19 protein-coding genes and 2 pseudogenes are annotated in these 20,877 nt (G+C 37.6%); 20 read left to right on the top strand and 1 reads right to left on the bottom strand.

Annotated elements, in window-relative coordinates:
• The first annotated feature begins 139 nt into the window (after window positions 1-139).
• The 3 genes from AAHI02_RS01390 (at window position 140) to AAHI02_RS01400 (ending at window position 3,316) form a co-directional block, all read left to right on the top strand.
• A complete protein-coding gene (locus tag AAHI02_RS01390; RefSeq protein ID WP_346985101.1) occupies window positions 140-1,012 on the top strand; it encodes an AraC family transcriptional regulator in 873 nt (290 codons plus the stop codon).
• Window positions 1,013-1,137: 125 nt separating this feature from the next.
• On the top strand, window positions 1,138-2,280 hold the full coding sequence (gene galK, locus AAHI02_RS01395; RefSeq protein WP_346985102.1) for a galactokinase: 1,143 nt from the start codon (window positions 1,138-1,140) through the stop codon (window positions 2,278-2,280).
• Window positions 2,264-3,316 (top strand): UDP-glucose--hexose-1-phosphate uridylyltransferase, encoded by a 1,053-nt coding sequence (locus tag AAHI02_RS01400; protein ID WP_346985103.1) that lies wholly within the window; start codon window positions 2,264-2,266, stop codon window positions 3,314-3,316. The genes galK and AAHI02_RS01400 overlap by 17 nt, the downstream gene beginning before the upstream one ends.
• A gap of 65 nt (window positions 3,317-3,381) precedes the next feature.
• Here AAHI02_RS01400 and AAHI02_RS01405 read toward each other — a convergent pair whose 3' ends face one another.
• Window positions 3,382-3,831, bottom strand: a complete 450-nt coding sequence (locus tag AAHI02_RS01405) for a PA2169 family four-helix-bundle protein (RefSeq protein ID WP_346985104.1) — start codon at window positions 3,829-3,831, stop codon at window positions 3,382-3,384.
• A gap of 166 nt (window positions 3,832-3,997) precedes the next feature.
• Between AAHI02_RS01405 and AAHI02_RS01410 the strand changes: the two genes are divergently transcribed.
• The 17 genes and pseudogenes from AAHI02_RS01410 to AAHI02_RS01490 all read left to right on the top strand — a co-directional run bounded on the left by AAHI02_RS01410 (window position 3,998) and on the right by AAHI02_RS01490 (window position 20,867).
• Window positions 3,998-4,666 carry a MarR family winged helix-turn-helix transcriptional regulator gene (locus AAHI02_RS01410; protein WP_346985105.1) on the top strand — a complete coding sequence of 223 codons (669 nt, stop codon included), beginning with the start codon at window positions 3,998-4,000 and terminating at the stop codon, window positions 4,664-4,666.
• A 2-nt stretch (window positions 4,667-4,668) separates the two neighbouring features.
• Window positions 4,669-6,162, top strand: a pseudogene (crtI, locus tag AAHI02_RS01415) (phytoene desaturase family protein).
• The gene (locus AAHI02_RS01420) at window positions 6,146-6,982 is read left to right on the top strand and encodes a phytoene/squalene synthase family protein (protein ID WP_346985106.1); all 837 of its coding nucleotides are present in this window, start codon (window positions 6,146-6,148) and stop codon (window positions 6,980-6,982) included. Before crtI ends, AAHI02_RS01420 begins: the two are co-directional and overlap by 17 nt.
• Window positions 6,983-7,006: 24 nt before the next feature.
• Window positions 7,007-7,463, top strand: a pseudogene (locus AAHI02_RS01425) (beta-carotene hydroxylase).
• Entirely contained in the window at window positions 7,464-8,177 is a 714-nt protein-coding gene (locus tag AAHI02_RS01430) for a lycopene cyclase domain-containing protein (protein ID WP_346985107.1), read from the top strand.
• Between the two features lie 665 nt (window positions 8,178-8,842).
• Window positions 8,843-9,781: an alpha/beta hydrolase gene (locus AAHI02_RS01435; protein WP_346985108.1), complete on the top strand. Its 939-nt coding sequence runs from the start codon at window positions 8,843-8,845 to the stop codon at window positions 9,779-9,781.
• Window positions 9,782-9,867: 86 nt separating this feature from the next.
• A complete protein-coding gene (locus tag AAHI02_RS01440) occupies window positions 9,868-10,500 on the top strand; it encodes a hydrolase (RefSeq protein WP_346985109.1) in 633 nt (210 codons plus the stop codon).
• Window positions 10,501-10,515: 15 nt separating this feature from the next.
• Complete coding sequence (locus AAHI02_RS01445) at window positions 10,516-11,901, top strand: alginate export family protein (RefSeq protein ID WP_346985110.1); 1,386 nt, start codon at window positions 10,516-10,518, stop codon at window positions 11,899-11,901.
• 241 nt (window positions 11,902-12,142) lie between these two features.
• Window positions 12,143-12,889 carry a M17 family peptidase N-terminal domain-containing protein gene (locus tag AAHI02_RS01450; protein WP_346985111.1) on the top strand — a complete coding sequence of 249 codons (747 nt, stop codon included), beginning with the start codon at window positions 12,143-12,145 and terminating at the stop codon, window positions 12,887-12,889.
• 2 nt (window positions 12,890-12,891) lie between these two features.
• Window positions 12,892-14,781 (top strand): amidohydrolase, encoded by a 1,890-nt coding sequence (locus tag AAHI02_RS01455; RefSeq protein WP_346985112.1) that lies wholly within the window; start codon window positions 12,892-12,894, stop codon window positions 14,779-14,781.
• A 173-nt stretch (window positions 14,782-14,954) separates the two neighbouring features.
• Complete coding sequence (locus AAHI02_RS01460; protein WP_346985113.1) at window positions 14,955-15,218, top strand: DoxX family protein; 264 nt, start codon at window positions 14,955-14,957, stop codon at window positions 15,216-15,218.
• A 1-nt stretch (window position 15,219) separates the two neighbouring features.
• Window positions 15,220-15,693 (top strand): DNA starvation/stationary phase protection protein, encoded by a 474-nt coding sequence (locus tag AAHI02_RS01465; protein ID WP_346985114.1) that lies wholly within the window; start codon window positions 15,220-15,222, stop codon window positions 15,691-15,693.
• A gap of 4 nt (window positions 15,694-15,697) precedes the next feature.
• Window positions 15,698-16,363 (top strand): YoaK family protein, encoded by a 666-nt coding sequence (locus AAHI02_RS01470; RefSeq protein WP_346985115.1) that lies wholly within the window; start codon window positions 15,698-15,700, stop codon window positions 16,361-16,363.
• 82 nt (window positions 16,364-16,445) lie between these two features.
• The gene (locus AAHI02_RS01475; protein ID WP_346985116.1) at window positions 16,446-17,585 is read left to right on the top strand and encodes a tetratricopeptide repeat protein; all 1,140 of its coding nucleotides are present in this window, start codon (window positions 16,446-16,448) and stop codon (window positions 17,583-17,585) included.
• Window positions 17,512-18,702, top strand: coding sequence for a sensor histidine kinase (locus AAHI02_RS01480; protein ID WP_346985117.1), 1,191 nt, complete (start codon window positions 17,512-17,514; stop codon window positions 18,700-18,702). The genes AAHI02_RS01475 and AAHI02_RS01480 overlap by 74 nt, the downstream gene beginning before the upstream one ends.
• On the top strand, window positions 18,702-20,051 hold the full coding sequence (locus tag AAHI02_RS01485; protein ID WP_346985118.1) for a sigma-54 dependent transcriptional regulator: 1,350 nt from the start codon (window positions 18,702-18,704) through the stop codon (window positions 20,049-20,051). Before AAHI02_RS01480 ends, AAHI02_RS01485 begins: the two co-directional genes overlap by 1 nt.
• A 177-nt stretch (window positions 20,052-20,228) precedes the next feature.
• The gene (locus AAHI02_RS01490) at window positions 20,229-20,867 is read left to right on the top strand and encodes a TMEM175 family protein (RefSeq protein ID WP_346985119.1); all 639 of its coding nucleotides are present in this window, start codon (window positions 20,229-20,231) and stop codon (window positions 20,865-20,867) included.
• Window positions 20,868-20,877: the final 10 nt, after the last annotated feature.

Raw genomic sequence — 20,877 nt, forward strand, 5'->3', positions numbered from 1 at the left:
TAATTTATACTGCAAATCTACAGCACTAATCTTTTCAGTTATACAATATAATTTTCATATATATGTACAATATTAACCTAATTCGCATATTAATTAAATATTAATTGTTAATTTTACACATGTAATTTTTTGTTTAAGTATGAAACATTCACATCCTGCTTTTGAAGCCATAAAACCTAATATTGGCAGTAGTTTTACGAGTCTGAAGTTTCTCAGGAATGAGAATATAAAATCTCATGTCTGGCATTATCATCCCGAAATAGAACTGATATTCGTATGCGGAGGTTCGGGGAAAAGACAGATCGGAAGTAATATTTCTTATTTTTCCGATGGCGATCTTGTGCTTATCGGAAGCAATCTTCCTCATTGTGGACTTACCAACGAAAATACCAATAATGATTACGAAATGGTGATGCAGTTCAAACCTGATTTTCTGGGTGAAAATATCTGGGAAACACCAGAAATGCAGAGAATCTCAGCTTTGCTCGAAAAATCAAAAGCCGGAATTGTTTTTGGAGAAAATCTAAAAAAACCTGTCGGTAAAAAAATAGCCGATATGCATGAATCATCATCACTCAGCAAACTTATCAGCTTCCTGGAAATACTGGAAGAGCTTGCCACGACACAGGATTACAGAATATTAAACGCTGGAAAATATTACCTACAGACGCAGGTAGAAGATAATGAAAGAATCAATCATATTTTTAATTATGTGAAAGATCATTTTAAAGAACAGATCACCCTGGAAGAAATTGCCGATCTTGCCAATATGAAAGTGCCATCTTTCTGCCGTTATTTTAAGAAAATTACTAATAAAACATTTACTCAATTTGTCAATGAATACCGAATTACGCATTCTCTAAAACTCCTTGCAGAACAACCTTTAAGCATTACTGAAGTTTGTTTTGAATCAGGTTTCAATAATTTCAGCTATTTTAATAAAACTTTTAAAGAATACATTAAAAAAAGTCCGTCACAGTACAGAAAAGAATTCAATTACTTTATGGAATAATTTCAAACATCAGTTATTGTTTATTTGAAATATACGTGTAAATTTAACACTTATAAATTTAAATATAAAATCTTTGTATTTTGATCCAGGAAAAATTAATTAATAAAACAAAAGAAGCATTCCGGATGAATTTTCATTCGGAGCCGGAACATATTTTTCTTTCTCCCGGAAGAATCAATATTATCGGAGAACACGTTGATTACAGCGATGGTTTTGTTTTGCCTGCGGCAATCGATAAATACATCTGCTTTGCGGTGGAAAAGGTAGATTCTGAAACCTGTACTTTTTTTGCAAAGGATTTTAATGAAGGCTTCAGTTTTAACGTTAACGAAAAACAATCGCCTGTTGTACAGACCTGGGTTAATTATCTGCTGGGTGTTTTCAATGCCATTCAGGAAGAAGGAAAGACAATCGGGGGATTACGGATCGCTTTCAGCAGTACGATACCGATGGGTTCCGGACTTTCTTCATCCGCAGCGCTGGAGTGTGGATTTGCCTTTATTCTTAATCAGATTTTTAATTTAGGTTTTTCCAAAAAAGAAATTTCCCTGATTGGTCAGAAATCAGAACATACTTTCGTTGGCGTAAAATGTGGAATTATGGATCAGTTTGCCTCCGTTTTCGGAAAAGACGGAAAGGTTATCATGCTCGACTGCCATTCGTTGGATCATCAATATTTTAATGCAGATCTTAAAGGTTACAGTTTGGTTTTGTTCGACAGTTGTGTAAAGCATACGCATCTCACTTCGGGCTATAATGACCGACGCAATGATGTTGACAACGGGAAAAAAGCTTTGTGGAAAAAATTTCCGCATATAAAGAAATTCAGGGATTTCAGTTTTGAAATGCTTGATGAAGTGCGTGAAGAAATAGGAGATATTTCATATAAACGATGTCTTTATCTCCTGAAAGAAATTAAAAGGGTAGAGCAGGCTGCAAAAGCTTTATCTGAAAATAATGTAGATTTCCTCGGAAAACTTCTTACCGAAACACATTCAGGACTTTCCACAGAATTTGAGGTCAGCTGTGATGAGCTTGATTTCCTAGTGGAGCAGACTTTAAAAGAAAACGGAGTTCTCGGCGCAAGAATTATGGGCGGAGGATTTGGTGGCTGCAGCATCAATCTTATCAAAGAAGATTGCGTAGATCAGGTCATCAAAACAATAAGCGAAAAATATCAGGCTGAATTTAATATTCAGATGAAAATATATCAGGTGAAAATTTCCGAAGGAACAAAAGAATATACAACCAATGAGTTCAGCATTTGACAGTAAGCAGCATCCGCACAGAAGATACAATCCGCTTTTGGACGAATGGATTTTGGTTTCCCCGCAACGCGCGAAAAGGCCTTGGCAGGGACAGACTGAAAAGCCAATAGAAGAAAAGCTTCCCCGATATGATCCTGAATGTTATCTGTGTTCAGGAAATGTTCGGGTGAATGGTCAGAGAAATCCGGATTATAAAGGAGTATATGTTTTTGATAATGATTTTGGATCTTTGCTCAATGAAAAAGTTGAATTTTCTGAGGATCATTCAGATTTTTTCTCTCTCAGACCAGAACGCGGAATCAACAGGGTAATCTGTTTTTCAGAAAATCATAGTCTTACATTACCTGAAATGGAAGTGAAAGATATTAAAAAAGTCGTGGATACCTGGCAACAACAATATGAAGAACTCGGTGCTGAAGATTTTATCAACCATGTACAGATATTTGAAAATAAAGGACAGGTGATGGGATGCAGCAATCCTCATCCGCACGGACAGATTTGGGCGCAGTCATCTATTCCGTCGGCTGTGGTAAGAACTCAGGAAAATCTCAGGTTTTATTTTGACAAAACCGGAAGATCTCTTTTGGAAGATTACCTTAAAAAAGAATTGGAAGCAGGCAAAAGAATTATTTTGGAGAACGAAAGTTTTGTTGCACTGGTTCCTTTCTGGGCGGTATGGCCTTACGAAACGATGATTATCAGCAAAAGAAAAATAAATAATATACTTCAGTTTTCGGAAGATGAGAAAATATTGTTTGCAGAGATTATTAAAGATCTTACAACGAAATATGATAATCTTTTTGAGACATCATTTCCTTATTCAGCGGGTATTCACCAATCTCCGACAGATGGACTGGAACATCCCGAATGGCATTTTCACATGCATTTTTATCCGCCGTTGCTTCGAAGTGCTGAAGTTAAAAAATTTATGGTAGGCTATGAAATGCTTGCCGAAGCCCAGAGAGACGTAACTCCCGAACAAAGCGCGGAAATTCTGAAGAATCTTTCCACAATACATTATAAATTGAGAGATTAGAATTTAAAAAAATAAGAGAGCGCTGTTTAGAGCTCTCTTACTTCAATGATATTATAGAATAGTCATTAATTTAATTCCTCCAGATTTTCAAATTTCGCATAAGAAGATTTCAGGTGATGAAGATGGTTGGATACAACTTTTGAACTTTCCGGACAAAGATCTCCGCTGTCCAATGCATCCTGATAGGTATTAATAGCCGCTTTTTCTCCAAAAACAACATTTTCAAGAGTAGATTCATCCTTGTTTCCTGTGAATGAATTTTTAACATCAATCCATGCTCTGTGGAATGCTCCGGCCGTACTTGTCGTATTGTCTACCTCACCTTCACGCTCACTGATGAGTCTGATAAGATCAGATTTCATTGTCTGAGACTGTGAAGCCATTTGATCATAATCATTTTTTAACGCAGAATGCGTATCCCATACTTTGTCTTCAACTTTAGAAAATCCTTCAATTCTGTCATTCGTAATGTTCAGTAAATCGTTTAGTACTGATACAGTTTTTTCGTTGTTCATATTAAATTTTTTATTGGTGTCATTGGAAAGTTACAATAAACATGCCTCTTTACTTTAATTATTTAAAATGTAAAAATAGAAACGTTTGGCATAAAAAATGTTGATGGTTTATTATTATACTAAATTTATATTTTATAAGTATATTTATAATCTAATATTCAAAATCATGAATTACAAAATGACAAAAGAAGTCATTGATCTTCTGGAACAATTTGAAATTGAAAATACAGATGGTCATTATTCTTCCGATATCAACGGATTTAAAGAATGGATGTGTAATAATTCATCAAACGAAAATAAGCAAAAAGAAGAACCTTACTGGGAAGGAAAGGAAACAGGAAGAACCCCTGAAAGTGCCATAAGCACACTGATTGTACATCTCAACAGATATGCAAAAACCTATTCCAAATCTGCTATTTCGGATTCCGGTTTTACCACGCAGGAAGATTTTATTTATCTGATTAATCTTAAAGCTTTTGGTAAAATGACAAAAATGGAATTGATAAAGAAGAATATTCATGATAAACCTGTCGGGATGCTCATTATTACAAGATTGTTGAAGCGGGGCTGGATAGAGCAAACGGAATCTGATATCGATAAAAGAAATAAATTCATCAACATTTCTGAAAAAGGAAAAGAAGCACTGGAAAAGCAGATGAAAAAAATAAGGGAAGCAACCGAAATCGTTGCCGGAAATCTTTCTTACAAGGAAAAAATGGAACTTATCAGGATCCTTAATAAACTTGATCGTTTTCATTACCCGATTTTCTCAAGAAATATCGACAGCAAAGATCTGATTAAAACCGTTTACGAAGAATATTCATTTAAAAATTAAGCATGAAAAAGAAAATTGCGGTAATCGGATCAGGGTTTTCAGGGCTTTCTGCTGCGGCGTATGCTTCAAAAGAAGGTAATGAAGTTCATCTTTTTGAAAAAAACAGTGATATTGGAGGAAGAGCAAGAAATTTCAAAACTGAAAACGGTTATATATTTGATATGGGACCGAGCTGGTACTGGATGCCCGATATTATAGAATCTTTTTTTAATGATTTTGGAAAAAAAGCTTCTGATTTTTACACCCTTGTTCCTTTGGATCCACAATTTGAAATGGTTTTTTCCGATGGGACGATGAATATTCCGCACAACTATGAAGAGATGAAAGACCTTTTTGAAAGAACGGAAACCGGAGCCGGAGAAAAATTGGATGCATTTATGAAAGATGCACAGTACAAATATGAAGTCGGAATGCAGGATTTTGTTAATAAACCCTGCCATTCATGGTTTGAATTTGTTTCACCTAAAATAGCTAAAAGCGCCCTGAAGCTTGATCTTCTAACGAATTTCCAGCGCTTTGTACGAAAATATTTTAAGCATCCTAAGCTGATTGTTTTAATGGAGTTCCCTGTTATCTTTCTGGGTGCTGCACCAAAGGATATTCCTGCGTTGTACAGTTTAATGAACTACGGAGGATATAAGTTAGGGACATGGTATCCGATGGGCGGTTTCTCAAAAATTATCGATGCAATGAAAAATATCGCAGAAGAACAGGGAACTCATTTTTACGTTAATGCAGATGTTGAAAAGATCAATGTAAAAGATAAAAAAAGCTTCTTTATTGATGGTGAATCAGAAGGAAATTGATTTTGATGTCATCATTGCTTCTTCAGATTATCATCACACGGAATCGAAACTTTTACCACAGGAATTCAGGAATTATAAGGAAGAATACTGGGAAAAACGTGTTTTTGCTCCTTCATGTCTTATCTTTTATCTGGGTTTCAAAGAAAAAATCCCTAATCTTAAACATCACACCTTATTTTTTGAAAATGATCTGGATCTTCACACAGAAGAAATTTATAAGGATAAAAAAGTGGCCGACAAAACCTCTGTTCTACGCCTGTTGCCCTTCAAAAACCGATGATTCCGTAGCACCGGAAAACTGTGAAAACGTTTTTCTCCTGATGCCTGTCGCTCCGGGAATAGAAGATTCCGAAGAAATAAGAGAACGATATTTTATGGAAATGATCTTGAGATTAGAAAAACATACAGGCGCAAAAGACCTTCTTCTGAAAATCGACTATAAAAGAAGTTACTGTGTAAAAGATTTTAAAGAAGATTACAACGCTTATCAGGGAAATGCATACGGCCTTGCCAATACATTATCCCAAACCGCAGTGCTGAAACCTTCCCTCAGAAATAAAAAAATAAAGAATCTATTCTATACAGGACAGCTTACCGTACCTGGGCCCGGCGTGCCGCCATCCATCATTTCAGGGAAGATTGCTGCCGCTGAAGCCACTAAAAATTAGTTACTATGAAAAAATTATTTGACGAACTTTCTTACAAAGTCAGTAAAGAGACCACCAAACAGTACAGTACCAGCTTTTCACTGGGAATTTTAGCCCTGTCTGCTGCTATAAGAAACCCTATCTATGCCATTTACGGCTATGTACGTCTGGCAGATGAAATTGTAGACAGCTTCCATGATTATAACAAAGAAAAATTATTAAAAAAATTCAAAGAAGAAACCTTTCAGGCGCTGGAAGACCGTATTTCGCTGAATCCCATACTACAATCTTTCCAGGAAACCGTGAATCATTACAATATTGATGAAAAGCTTATTCATCAGTTTTTAAAAAGTATGGAAATGGATCTTCATAAAATCGATTATAATTCCGATCTTTACAAGGAATATATTCTGGGTTCTGCAGAAGTGGTCGGGTTGATGTGTCTTCAGATTTTCGTGAACGGCGACAGGGAGCAATATGAGAATCTTAAGCCTTATGCAATGATTTTAGGATCTGCTTTTCAGAAGGTCAATTTCTTAAGAGATATGAAAGATGATTATGAGACATTGGGAAGAAGCTATTTTCCAAATCTTGATATGACTTTATTTGATAATAATGTGAAAAATTCCATTGAAAAAGAAATAGAAAAAGAGTTCAGGCAGGCACTGATCGGGATTAAAAAGCTTCCCGCATCTTCAAGATTCGGAGTGTATCTTGCGTACAGATATTATGTTTCTCTGTTTAAAAAGATAAAAAGAAAATCTGCCCAGACCATTATGAGCGAAAGGATCAGAATATCCAACGGAGCTAAAATCTCCCTGATGATGAGCTGTTATGTACAGTACAAAACCTCTTTTTTATAATGACCATTTATACCAATTAAAAAAATGAATTTTCTAATTGTAATAGCTACTTTTTTTGTGATGGAGGGCATGACATGGCTTATTCATAAATACATCATGCACGGCCTGCTTTGGGTATTGCACAAAGATCATCATGACCACAGCAACGAAGGACACATAGAAAAGAATGATTATTTTTTTGTTATATTCGCTGTTCCTACCATTATTCTGATGTACTACGGAACAATTCAGGGGTTCAACCACTGGTTTTATATAGGATTGGGGATAGCAATTTATGGGATGGCTTACTTTTTTTGTACACGATATTTTCATTCATCAGAGAATAAAGCTATTGAGAAATACTGAAAATCCGTATCTTCTCGCCATCAGACGAGCACACAAACAACATCATAAGCATACCGGAAAAGAAAAGGGCGAATGCTTCGGATTCCTTTGGGTTCCCGTCAAATACTTTAAAATGTACTTTAACAACCATAAATAAATGCAACAATATCTCTATCTTCTTATTAATTTTTTTACTGTCATTATATGTTTTATTTTTTCTTTCCATCGTAAGATCAGATTCAACAGATACTTCAGTGAATTTCTATCCGCCTCATTGCTTGTAGGTTTTGTTTTCCTCATCTGGGATGCCTGGTTCACAAAAATGGGAGTGTGGTGGTTCAACGATAAGTATTTGCTGGGGATAAAATTTTTCAGATTACCATTAGAAGAAATACTCTTTTTCATATGTATTCCTTTTGCCTGTATCTTTACCTACTTTTGTCTCGATAAATTTTTTAAACTCGACTGGAAACCTCTTCCTGAGAAGATCTTTGTTGTCGCAGCCATCATTGGTTGTTTAGTGGTCTGCAATTTTTACTGTGAAAGGATTTATACTTTCGTTACGTTTTTATCGACAGGCTGCAGCTTATTTATTCTCTATTTTATATTCAAAGCAAGATGGATCGGAAAAGCCTCTTTCGTTTATCTCCTGCTCATGCCAGGGTTTCTCATTGTTAATGGAATTCTTACAGGAACCGGACTGGAATCTCCTATCGTCAACTACAATCCTAACCAATTCATGGGACTGAGAATTTTTACCATCCCTGTTGAAGACACCGTTTACGGGTATGAACTCATTCTGTGGAATATATTTTTCTTTAAGCTTTTTAAAAAATCTGAAGAAGCACCACAGGTTGAAGTGGAAGCTTAATTTCCCACTTTCAAATCATTTTTTAAAACTAAACAATGATTCGTTGACGTTACAGAATATTACAGACAGGTATTTAAGTCAATTGATGAGGTCTGTTAATGTTTCAGGTCTTTAAATAACCTTCTCACCGTTGTAAACAACGTCTCGCGAGATTTTATACAACCCTAAAAACACGTCATAAACCCCGCCGGACAGGCAATTAACGTCGTCGGATAGGTTATACAAAGTATCTGTTGTGGTCATTAACGTCTCCGGACCATTAAATAACGTTTCTTGATATGTCCGAAACCTATTTGGATATGTTTTTAATGGATGAAAATGTGACAAAAACTCGACATTCTGGCTTTATCTAAGGTAAAAGTGCTTCAAAATAAAAAAACATTCTCAATTCAATAGAGGTGAGCTTTAATCCGCTTTCTGTAAACGCTTCATTCGGCTTTAGCCAAAATTTAAATATAAACTTTATATAAATTCAAACTCAATTCCTTTTTCAGAAATACAAAATTCTTTATAAAAGCAAATAATGAGATAATAAATTTACGACATTACGTAAAATATCTTATTCGGATTTTTATTTAAAATGTTACAAATCAATATTTTAATGTTTTAGGTTGTTTTTTGGCAATGGTCAAGGAAATAAATCTATAACCTTAAAATATTTTGTAATGAAAAAAACTAAACCCATTATCGCAGCTGCTGTTTTATCAGCCTTGCTATTTGTTTCCTGCAACAAAGAAAACAAAACTGAAAATCAATCTCAGAATACAGCGCGGACTGCTGCCAAAGCAAGAGCCGAATACATCGAAGTTGAGCCCAATGTGAGACTTCACGTAACCGACCTTGGTGAAGGAAAACCGGTTGTTTTAATTCACGGATATCCGGTGAGCGACGCTTCATGGGAATATCAGTATCTTCCTTTAATCAAAGCAGGATACCGTGTAATCGGGATCACTTTAAGAGGATTCGGACAGTCGGATAAACCATACGGAAAATACGACTACGATCAGTTTGCTGCCGATATCAAATCTGTTCTTGATCAGTTGGATATCAAAGATGCAACACTAGGCGGTCATTCAATGGGTGGCGCTATCGCTTTGCATTACGTGGCAAAATACAATAGTGCTCACGTCACTAAATTAGCATTATTCGCCGCTGCAGCACCTGTTCATACAAAAAAAGCAGATTATCCTTATCCATTATTTACGAAAGAAGAAATCACCAAATGGGTAGACCTTGTCAGCGTAGACAGGCCGGGATTGCTGAACACCATTGGTGAAAGATTCGTTTTATCTCCAACTTCTGTTTCACCGGGTATCGGTGCCTGGTTAGGCGGAATCGAAATGCAGTCATCTGCGTATGCCATGGAACAGGCATTAATCGCTTTAAGAGACGAAGATCTAAGAGGAGACTTGCCGAAAATTAAGATTCCAACCCTTATTATGCAGGCAAAACAAGACAGAATTGTGGCATATGCTTTAGCAGAGCAAATGAACAAAGCCATCAGAGGATCCCAATTAATTCCTTTTGAAAACAGCGGACACGCATTATTCCTGGAAGAAAAAGATAAATTCAACACAGAACTCCTTAAGTTTTTAAAACAATAATTAGCCCCGATTGCCTGTGGCCAAGGTTGCGGGCAATTTTTTCTTCAGATTTAAAATAAAATACTTTAACAACCAAATAAACTTTTATGAAACCATCAACAAAACTATTATCTCCCGACAATCATGCCCTTGTACTGATTGATTTTGAAGGCCAGATGGCATTTGCCACAAAAAGCATCGCAATCAGTGAACTGAGAAACAACGTTGCCATCATCAGCGGAGCATCCAAAATTTTCAATGTTCCGACGATCGTGACAACGGTTGCCGAACAGAGCTTTTCAGGTCCTGTTTTTCCCGAAGTTCAGGAAGCATATCCTATGGAAACTTCAAACTATATCGACCGTACTACGATGAATACCTGGGAAGATGAAGCGGCTTATAAAGCGATTACAGGAACCAAAAAGCAGAAGCTTGTACTCGCCGGTTTATGGACTGGGGTTTGTATCGTAGGACCTGCCTTATCTGCATTGGAAGAAAACTATGATGTCTACGTCATTACCGATGCCTGTGGAGATGTAAGCGATGAAGCCCATGAGAGAGCTATTCAGAGAATGATCCATGCAGGTGTGAAACCTGTAACGTCTGTACAATATCTGCTGGAGCTTCAGAGAGACTGGGCCCGTCAGGAAACCTATGTAGCAGTAACCGACCTGATGAAAAAATACGGAGGTTCCTACGGACTGGGAATTCACTATGCTCACAATATGCTGAATCATTAATATTTAAAAATTAAAATGTTGAAGTCTTCATATTTCATATCCTGCCTCTCCGGAATTTTAATGATCATCTTGTTTTCGGGAAAGATCTCTGCACAGTCTTTTAAGCTGTTGAGATACGATGAAAACTATGAATATCTCAAAGATTCTGCAGACACTTTTTATAATAAGGTGAAATTTCTTCCGCTTAACAATGAGAAAAATATCTATTTATCTTTCGGGGGAGAAGCACGATATGAATATGTAGATTTCAACAATGAAGACTGGGGAAGACTGAATATCGGGCACAATAATTTTTTCCTTCAACGGTATGATCTGCATGCAGATCTTCATTTGGGAGAACGTGTCAGAATATTTTCACAAGTGCGGAGTGCCTTACAGAACGGAAGAAAAAATGGTCCCCGCGGAATCGACGAAGATGAGCTGAGTATTCAGAATCTCTTTGTTGATGTTAAAGTTTTAAAAAATCAGGATAAAAACCTGGTTGTAAGGGTTGGAAGACAGGAACTGGATTACGGTTCCGGGCGATTAATATCTGTAAGGGAAGGTCCGAATGTAAGGCTTTCATTTACCGGAGCCAAACTTATGTATTACCAGAAGGATTTTTCTATAGATGCTTTTGCGATGATGGCAGACAGCATTAATGCCGGAGTTTTCGATAATAAAATATCGAAACAGCTTAATCTCTGGGGAGCCTATTCTAAAATCATCTTTCAGAAAGCTGGGAATCTGGATATGTATTATCTGGGAATCCGCAGAGATGATGCGGTTTTCGAAGCTGGAATTGCCAAAGAAAAACGACATACGTTTGGTGCACGTTTCTGGAAATACGGCGGTGGATTCATCTACAACCTGGAAGCTGCCTATCAGTTTGGAACTTTCGGGGATAAAGCAATCCGGGCATGGACAGGTTCGGCAGATCTCGGATATTTATTTGAAAATGTAAAGTTCAAGCCAAGCATTAATCTCCGCAATGATTATATCTCGGGTGACCGTTCCAAAGATGACAATACGCTTCAAACCTTTAATCCTTTGTATCCTAAAGGCGGTTACTTCGGTTTCAGCCCGCAAATCGGGCCGGTGAATCTTATTGATATTCATCCTTACGTTACATTAGATCTTTCTTCAAAACTTAAAATGCAGGCCGATGTTGTGTTCAACTGGCGGTATTCTCTTCAGGATGGCGTCTACAGACCAAGCGGAGCCCTGAATCGTCCGGGCAGCAGCTCTGATAAAAGATATATCGGGACTGCATATTTAACCAATTTTACGTACAGCTTTAACAAATATATGGCATTGGTAAGCGGTATCCAGTATTTCAGGAAAGGGGCTTTCATTGAAGACATTATTCCCGGAGCCAAAAGCGGTATATTTTATAATATCCGTTTAGGCTTTAAATTTTAATTATCACTTAAAAAATTAACAACCTTGTTTAAACTTTCCATTTAACCGCAAAAGATGCAAAAGATTTAGATACTTTGAATTAAAAGTCAATCAACATCGAGAATATAGAACCCAATAGTCTAAAAATCTTTGATTTTTACTCTTTTGAGAACTTTGTTTATCTAAACTTTAAAATAGCCTTTTGTCTCTTTTGCGGTTAAATTTAAATTAGTTTAAAAATTAATTACTAAAACTATTTATTATGCAAAATTTAATATCAAAATATTTCGGAATCTCAAAAATATTGCTTGTAGCAGTTCTTTTAGGAGGTTCAATAACAAATCATGTTGCGGCTCAGCAAAAAGCAGAGGTAAAAACAGCTGTCGGGACAAAGAAAGTATGGGGAACAGTAGATGGTGTAACCATCGAAGGTTTGGTGAATGGTCCTTCTGCAGCGGTAGCAGATCTTCAGATTGCCTGCGTTTTTGAATATACGGAAGGCGATATTTTTAAATCTCCGGCGCTTCCTGCAGAACTGAACGGGATGGTACATTTAGATGAAGCATTAAAAGGAATCATCACTAAAGTAAGAAAAACCGGGAAATTCAAAGGCTATGCTTTGGAAACATTACTGATGGATCCACCAAAAGGAAGCATGGGTTCTAAAAAACTTTTGCTCATCGGACTTGGCGACAGAAATACTTTTGATGCCGAATTGATGAAAAAAGTAGGAAGCGTAGCCATGAGAGAAGCTTTAAGGCTGAAAGTTCAGACCGTTTCATTTGCCAGTGACATTAAGGATGCCGGTATCGATTCTCCTACAGCGCTCGTTGCCGGAAATGTTGTGTTAGGCGCATTTGATGCCTACCGCGCGCAGGCTTACCTGAATGCTCAGCATGTATCGGAGAAAATGACCGTAAAAAAACTGATCTTATTGGCCGGACCTTCATTTTTTACGGTTGCCGGTGGCGGAATTAAAGATGCGATTGATCAACTTAATGCCAAATAACCATGACAGCAGATCTTATTTTATATAACGGAAAAATCCACAGCTTTAGCAATGAAGTTCAGGATATTTCAGCAGTTGCCATTAAAGAGGGAAAAATTATCGCAGTAGGAAATGACGGATTGACAGATCAGTTTGCCGGCGAAACGACTACAATCATCGATCTTAAAAAGAAAAGAGTAGTCCCGGGAATCAATGATTCGCATATTCACCTGATTCGTGGCGGACTGAATTATAATCTTGAGCTGAGATGGGACGGCGTGCCTTCACTCGCCGATGCATTGCGTATGCTGAAAGAGCAGGTAGACCGTACGCCGTCTCCGCAATGGGTGCGTGTTGTTGGCGGCTGGTCGGAATTTCAGTTTGCGGAAAGAAGAATGCCGACACTGGAAGAGATTAATACCATAGCTCCTGAAACACCTGTTTTTATTCTCCATCTTTATGACAGAGCATTGATGAACAGGGCCGCTTTGAAAGCAGTAGGCTATACCAAAAATACACCGGCTCCTCCCGGAGGACAAATCGAACGCAATTCCAACGGTGAGCCGACAGGATTAATTATCGCAACACCGAATGCCATGATTTTGTATTCGACTTTGGCTAAAGGTCCCAAGCTTTCTTACGAACATCAGCTGAATTCTACGAGGCACTTTATGAAAGAGCTCAACCGTTTTGGGATCACGAGTGTTATCGATGCAGGAGGAGGTTTTCAGAATTTCCCGGATGATTACCAGGTGGTGAATGAATTGAATCAGAATAAACAGTTAACGGTAAGAATTGCCTATAATTTATTCACCCAAAAACCAAAGCATGAATTTGAGGATTTCAGTGAATGGATTGACACAGTAAAACTCTATCAGGGTGACGATATGTACCGCCACAACGGTGCCGGGGAGATGCTGGTTTTCTCTGCAGCAGATTTCGAAGACTTTTTACAGCCAAGACTCGATCTTCCGGAAAATATGGAGGAAGAACTCGAAAAGGTTGTTCGTTTGCTCGTTGAAAATCGCTGGCCTTTCAGGCTGCATGCTACCTATGATGAAAGTATTACCAGGTTTTTAAATGTTTTTGAAAAGATCAATCAGGAGATTCCATTCAATGGTCTGCCATGGATTTTTGATCACGCGGAAACGATCAGCGAAAAGAATATTGAAAGAGTGAAAAATCTTGGTGGTGGTATCGCCATACAAAGCAGAATGGCTTATCAGGGAGAATATTTTACCGATCGTTATGGCTCAACAGCTGCTGAAAATACGCCGCCGGTAAAGAAAATGCTTGCCATGGAAGTGCCTGTAGGAGCAGGCTCTGATGCTACAAGAGTGAGCAGCTATAATCCATGGGTTTCTATGTATTGGTTAACGGCTGGTAAAACGGTTGGCGGTCTTCAGCTGTATCAGGAATCAAGGCTGGACAGAAAAACAGCTCTTGAGCTTTATACCAAAGGAAGCGCGTGGTTTTCTCAGGAACATCATAAAAAAGGAGACATCAAAGTAGGAATGTTTGCTGATCTGGCAGTCCTTGATAAGGATTATTTCACCATTGAGGAAGAAGATATTAAAAATATTGAAGCTGAAATGACGGTTGTAGATGGTAACATTGTTTACGCAAAAGGAGAGTTTTCATCATTTGCTCCGCCATCTGTTCCAATTCTTCCGGAATGGTCACCGACAAATCTGTATAATGGTTATTATCCTGTCGGGGGATACGCTCAGAAAGAAATTGAAAAGAATTCAAAGTCAGCGCATAAAGTACCGCTTACTTCCCAGATTCACAGTTGTGCCGGAAGTTGTGATGTTCATTCCCACAATCATGATCAGGCAAGGATGAGTAATTTGCCGGTAAATAATTATCATGCGTTTTGGGGAGCTTTAGGATGTTCGTGTTTTGCTTTTTAATTTAAAAACTATGGAAATTATACAACAGATTCTTCATTCGGATGTAGGATCATCATTTAACAACGCTGCGTTGCTGGCCTTCAGAATATTGCTGGGATTTGAACTTTTCAGGGTACACGGACTGAAAAAAATTCAGACTGGAAAACGGAAAGAAGGAAGTTATTCCCAATCCTTTGGGACTTCCAGCGAAACTGAATGCTCTTGTGGCATCTTTTGCCGATCTCATAGTACCTTTTTTAATTATTCTCGGCTTAGGAACGAGACTCGCGGTACTTCCGACAATTGGTGTAACGGCTATCGGATATTTCATCGTTCACAGGAAAGATTCTCTTGAAGTGCGGGATGTCCCTTTCATGTACACATTGTCATTATTATTAATTCTTGCCTTAGGCGCAGGAACGTATTCACTTGATTATTATTTATTAAATACACTTTAAAATGAAAACTTCAATCGGAATTAAAAATGAAAATTTAGCAAAAGTTGCTGAAGTATTGGTTAAAGTATTAGCAGACGAATTTGTACTGTACACCAAAACAAGAAAAGCCCACTGGAATGTGGAAGGCGCGGATTTTTACAACAAACATCTGTTTTTTGAAGCTCAGTATCAGCAATTGGACGGTATGATTGATGATCTGGCAGAAAGAATAAGAATGTTGGGTCATTACGCACCAGCTACTTTGAGAGAATATCTTGAATTAACACACCTTTCGGAACATCATCTGGAAGCTAATGACAGTCTGACCTACATCAAAGAACTTCTTTCTGATCATGATAGCATTCTTATTCACCTCAGGGAAAATATCGATAATTTTGCTTCTGAATTTCATGATGCAGGAACCAGCGATTATATTACAGGCTTAATGGAAACCCATGAAAAAATGGCCTGGATGCTGCGCTCACATTTAAAATAAACATATGGAAATAAAAACGAATATAGGTTTTGTAACCTTACTTCTCACCATGATTGCCGGGTATTGTGATACGGTAACTTTCGTATCTGCAGATTCCATTTTTTCCGCTCATGTCACGGGTAACTTTATTGTATTTGCCTATCAGCTGATAAAAGGATCTGAGCTTAATGCGTGGGTAAAGCTGCTGACTTTTCCCGTATTTATTATGGCTGTGATTACAGGCGGAAGAATGGCGTACAGATTTACCAATCATTATTCCATTATGTTTTGGGAAGGCTTGCTATTGTTGTTAAGCGGAATTTTCGTAGCCATATTTACATACATGGGAATTTTTGAAAAATGGATGATGTATGCCGTAGTGATGGCTGCAGTATTTGCCATGGGATTACAGAATGCATTCGGAAAACTATATGCTAAAGAAACATACGGGCCAACTACTATGATGACGGGAAATGTAACACAGGCTTCTCTGGATTTCGGAAATTTACTGAGAAACGGATTTAAAGATCCTGAGGCAATAGCCAGTCTGAAAAAGCAGATGATAACCATCTTCGGCTTTCTTACAGGATGTTTTCTTGGCGCCTTTGCCGGAAAGCAGTTTGGATTGGTAACGCTGATTGCTCCGGGAATAGGAATGCTGATCTGCTATTTTTATCACCGTAAAATTTAGCTTAAATTTACAATTAAACAGGATAATCAATTATCTTTAAAAAATGAAGTCCAATCGTTGTTTTTTCTGCAAAAATCCGTTGATGATATTTTGTTTTTCATTGACATTTATTCTTTTAAATATTTCTTTGAAAGCGCAGACTAAGGAAAATCCGTATTTGCTTTCAAAACAGATCTATTCTTCAAAAGATGCTAATGAAAAGACCCAATTGTATCTCAGATTGGGAGAATTTTATCTGACGAAACTCGGAGAGGAGAAAAAAGACCTGGATAGTGCAGCAATTTGCAACAAAGAAGCATATAAATTAAGTGTAAAAACAGGAAATACACTCAACAAAGGAAAGGTAATGCTTTTAGATGCCAGGATTGATAAAGAAAACGACAAATGGGACATTGCGACTTCCAAGATGAAAAAAACGGTGAATTATTTTGTTGCCAACAAAATGAATGAGCAGGCGGGAGATGCATATAACGAACTCTCTTATATGTACAATAATGATCAGGAAAATTTTGATACTAAAGTAAAGCTTAAAGAAAATGCAATAAAATATTTTACGCTGTCAAAGGCTATGGTAAAAAAAGCTGCCGTATTGAAAGATCAGGCAGAATTATACAGCATAGCAGATGATCCTGATAAATCTATAGAACTCCTTAAGCAGGCATTATCTGCTTATCAATCTGTGAAATACAAAGAAGTACAGTCCGTTTATAAGCTGTTATCTTTGGCAGAAGTTCAGAAAAGTAATTATAATGAAGCCCTGAAATACGCTCACCTTGCAGAAAAAACCGCTGAAAATGTAGGAGACCATTCCGTGGAAATGACTTCTATTTACAATCAGATAGGATTAGTTTATTATTATCTGAATAAAAATCAGAACGCTTTGGATTATTGGGATAAAGCTTTGGTAATTGCCAAGAAAAATAAAGATAAACCTTTTGTACGCCTTGTTGCTTCTAATATTTCAACGATGCTGATCAGGCAGAAAAAATTCGATGAAGGTATCGGAATGATTAAACAATATAAAAAGCTTTATCCACTTGATGATATTATGTTTGAAATGAGGGAAAATTATATTCTTTTTCATACGTACACTACACTGAAACAGATAAAGAATGCTGATGCCTATTATAAAAAGCTGGTAGAGTATTATGGAGAATACGGAGAATCGGGGGGGCGGGCAAAATACTGTACTGCTCAGTTTTGCCATGTATCGTCTTTATAAAAAAAATTATCCGGCATTTTACAAAAGTGTAAAAATACTGGATTCCGTTAATGCTAAAACGGGAAATGATATGGTGCGTTCGCAGAATTATCTGCTTTGGTTTAAAGCAGACAGTACCAGGGGTAAATATCAGGATGCGATCACGCATTATCAGTTGTACAAAAAACACGCGGATTCTGTATCTAATGGGGAAAAGATGAGACAGATCAACAGCCTTCAGGTTCAGTTTGATACCGAACAGAAAGACAAGAATATTCAATTACTGACTCAAAAAGGGAAACTGCAGGAAGCCCGTATCAGCACAGACAATATTCTGCGATACGTTTTTATGGGAAGTATCATTGTCCTTATCCTTTTTGCTGCGCTTTTGTATAACCGCTCCAGGCTTAAAAACCGGGCTAACAAAAACCTGGAACTGAAACGTCAGCAGATCGATGAGCAAAACGAGCAGCTCAAAAAGCTTCTTTCTGAAAAAGAATGGCTTCTGAAGGAAATTCATCACCGGGTAAAAAATAATTTACAGATTGTGATAAGCCTTCTGAATACCCAGTCTGCTTATCTTGATAATGAAGATGCTTTGTTGGCTATCCAAAACAGCCAGCACAGAATGCACGCGATGTCGCTGATCCATCAGAAACTTTACCAGTCTGATAATCTGGCAACCATTGATATGTCATGGTATATTTATGAGCTTATTAACTACATTAAAGAATGCTATTCTTCAGAAAAAAATATCAGCTTTGTGATGGACATTGAGAAGATATTTCTCGATGTTGCTCAGGCGGTTCCGCTGGGGCTTATTCTTAATGAGGCAGTAAACAATACCATTAAATATGCGTTTCCCGTAAGCAGAAAAGGGGAGGTTCAGGTTTCATTTAAAAAGACCGAAAAAGACAATTACAGACTTATGATTTCTGATAACGGAATAGGACTCCCTGACGATTTTAATATCGATGAAACAGATTCTCTCGGAATGAATCTCATGCGCGGTCTTACCGATCAGCTGGACGGAAATTTTACCCTTGAAAGCAAAGATGGGTTAAAAATAATAATCAATTTTAGAAAAAATACAGATATTGACAGTCAGGATTCAGACTTTGATATTGTAACAGAATAATGAAAGAGAAAATTTTAATTGTAGAAGATGAATTCATCGTGGCCAATGATCTTAAGCTTATGCTCAAAAAAGCAGGGTATCAGGTCACAGGAATAGCTTCTTCTGTAATACAGGCAAGGAAATCCATTGAAGAAAAAAGGCCGGATTGGGTACTTATCGATATTATGCTGAAAGGCAACCTCACGGGGATTGACCTCGCGTGGGAACTCCGCAAGATCAATTTACCTTTTCTTTATATTTCAGCCAATACCAATCAGTCTATACTGGAGGCGGTGAAAGAGACGCAGCCCTACGGGTTTATGGTAAAACCTTTCCGTGAACGTGATCTTATCGTAATGCTTGATATTGCGAAGTATCGTTTTGATATTGAAAAAGGTTCCAATTTTTCCGGAGTATCAGAACCCGCAGAAATAGAAGGAATCATCGGAAAAAGCGAAGCTCTTCGGGATGTGGTTGAAAAAATAAGAGTTGTTGCCCCTACGGAGACTTCTGTTCTTGTAGTAGGCGAGAGTGGTACGGGTAAAGAAAAAGTTGCCCATTCTGTCCATGATCTTTCAGACCGGAATTCAAACCCTATTGTCATTGTTAATTGTGCAGCATTGCCACATTCTCTCATCGAATCTGAGCTTTTCGGGCACGAGAAGGGAAGTTTTACAGGAGCCAATACCATGAGAATCGGGAAATTCGAGCAGGCGAACGGCGGAACGATATTTCTGGATGAGATCGGAGAACTTCCATTAGATTCCCAGGTGAAATTACTGCGTGTGCTGCAGGAAAAAGAAATTGAACGTCTTGGAAGCAATAAAACCATAAAAGTAAACGTAAGAATCGTTGCCGCTACAAACCGTTCTCTGGAAAAAGAAGTGGCAGAAGGAAGATTCAGGCTGGATCTGTATTATCGGCTGAATGTATTTCCAATAGAACTTCCCCCGTTGAGAGAACGAAAAGAAGATATTGAGTTGCTTGCCCATTTTTTCCTTAAAAAATATGCGGCTGCTTCAAAACGAAACATCAACTCAATAAGTAATAAAGCAATCGAACAACTTTTGAATTATCCCTGGCCGGGAAATATCAGGGAGCTTGAACATCTTATGGAAAGGACTGTTCTTCTGACAAGAACATCAGAAATTGAAAGCTTTGATCTTCCGAAAGTAATGGAACAACAAAACGGATCTTCAGGAATATTAAAATCGATGGAGGAAATGGAGAGAGATCACATCATGAATGCCCTTGAAAGCAGTGGCGGAAAAGTTTCCGGATTAGGAGGAGCAGCCGAACTTCTGAAAATGCAGCCTCAAACTTTATATTCTAAAATGAAGAAGCTGGGAATTGATAAAGGATATAAATAAAGTCTGAGGATCAGTAAATTCAATAGAAGCGGTCATTATCCTGAGCCTGTCGAAGGAAGCCCTTATCATTAAACGTAAAATAAAGGCTTTAGCCGAAACATCATTCAAAACAATTCACTTATTCAATAAGCGAAGCATTATCTTATATATAATCATTAACATTAAATCACATCAATTATGGAAAAAGAAACCGTACGAATCGAAGGCTTCAGCGATGCTGTTTTTGCGATTGCCATTACACTTTTAGTGCTGGATCTTCATATGCCGGAAGAAAATTCTGTGAAAAGCGGTCATGATCTGCTCATTTTTCTTAAAAACCAATGGCCTGCATTTTTAGCATTTCTCCTTTCGTTTTTCAGTATTTTTATCATGTGGGTAAACCATCATAAAATCTTCAAACAGATCTACAGCCGCAATTCCGGAATTATGTTTTCCAACGGACTGATTCTCTTTCTGGTTTCTGCTGTGTCATATCCTACATCACTGCTGGCAAGATTTTTTAATGGTGAGGCATCTTCTGTTGTGGTGGCTATTTATACAGGAACTTTTGTATTGATTAATCTTGCCTACAATCTGCTTTGGTTTCTGGCAAGCCGGAATAAAACGCTTCTTCGTCCCGGAATCAGTGATATAGCAATACAGAAAATACAGAACAATTATCTGTACGGATTTCCGATTTATCTGCTGGCATTGCTATTTTCTTTCACTATCCCCGCTGCTGCATTGATTATTATTCTAGGGCTGTGGATCTTCTGGGCTTTATCGTCCGGAAAAATAGAAATGGGAATTAACAAAGAAATGGGCGCTGAGCCTTAATCCTTACTGT

Origin of the sequence: Chryseobacterium sp. POE27 (assembly GCF_039727685.1) — a bacterium.
Lineage (GTDB): Bacteria > Bacteroidota > Bacteroidia > Flavobacteriales > Weeksellaceae > Chryseobacterium.

Bases quoted from the DNA above. Each gene is read 5' to 3' on its own strand.
- AAHI02_RS01390 (WP_346985101.1), top strand. From the start codon at position 140: ATGAAACATTCACATCCTGCTTTTGAAGCCATAAAACCTAATATTGGC.
- galK (WP_346985102.1), top strand. From the start codon at position 1,138: ATGAATTTTCATTCGGAGCCGGAACATATTTTTCTTTCTCCCGGAAGA.
- AAHI02_RS01400 (WP_346985103.1), top strand. From the start codon at position 2,264: ATGAGTTCAGCATTTGACAGTAAGCAGCATCCGCACAGAAGATACAAT.
- AAHI02_RS01405 (WP_346985104.1), bottom strand. From the start codon at position 3,831: ATGAACAACGAAAAAACTGTATCAGTACTAAACGATTTACTGAACATT.
- AAHI02_RS01410 (WP_346985105.1), top strand. From the start codon at position 3,998: ATGAATTACAAAATGACAAAAGAAGTCATTGATCTTCTGGAACAATTT.
- AAHI02_RS01420 (WP_346985106.1), top strand. From the start codon at position 6,146: ATGAAAAAATTATTTGACGAACTTTCTTACAAAGTCAGTAAAGAGACC.
- AAHI02_RS01430 (WP_346985107.1), top strand. From the start codon at position 7,464: ATGCAACAATATCTCTATCTTCTTATTAATTTTTTTACTGTCATTATA.
- AAHI02_RS01435 (WP_346985108.1), top strand. From the start codon at position 8,843: ATGAAAAAAACTAAACCCATTATCGCAGCTGCTGTTTTATCAGCCTTG.
- AAHI02_RS01440 (WP_346985109.1), top strand. From the start codon at position 9,868: ATGAAACCATCAACAAAACTATTATCTCCCGACAATCATGCCCTTGTA.
- AAHI02_RS01445 (WP_346985110.1), top strand. From the start codon at position 10,516: ATGTTGAAGTCTTCATATTTCATATCCTGCCTCTCCGGAATTTTAATG.
- AAHI02_RS01450 (WP_346985111.1), top strand. From the start codon at position 12,143: ATGCAAAATTTAATATCAAAATATTTCGGAATCTCAAAAATATTGCTT.
- AAHI02_RS01455 (WP_346985112.1), top strand. From the start codon at position 12,892: ATGACAGCAGATCTTATTTTATATAACGGAAAAATCCACAGCTTTAGC.
- AAHI02_RS01465 (WP_346985114.1), top strand. From the start codon at position 15,220: ATGAAAACTTCAATCGGAATTAAAAATGAAAATTTAGCAAAAGTTGCT.
- AAHI02_RS01470 (WP_346985115.1), top strand. From the start codon at position 15,698: ATGGAAATAAAAACGAATATAGGTTTTGTAACCTTACTTCTCACCATG.
- AAHI02_RS01475 (WP_346985116.1), top strand. From the start codon at position 16,446: ATGATATTTTGTTTTTCATTGACATTTATTCTTTTAAATATTTCTTTG.
- AAHI02_RS01480 (WP_346985117.1), top strand. From the start codon at position 17,512: ATGGAGAATACGGAGAATCGGGGGGGCGGGCAAAATACTGTACTGCTC.
- AAHI02_RS01485 (WP_346985118.1), top strand. From the start codon at position 18,702: ATGAAAGAGAAAATTTTAATTGTAGAAGATGAATTCATCGTGGCCAAT.
- AAHI02_RS01490 (WP_346985119.1), top strand. From the start codon at position 20,229: ATGGAAAAAGAAACCGTACGAATCGAAGGCTTCAGCGATGCTGTTTTT.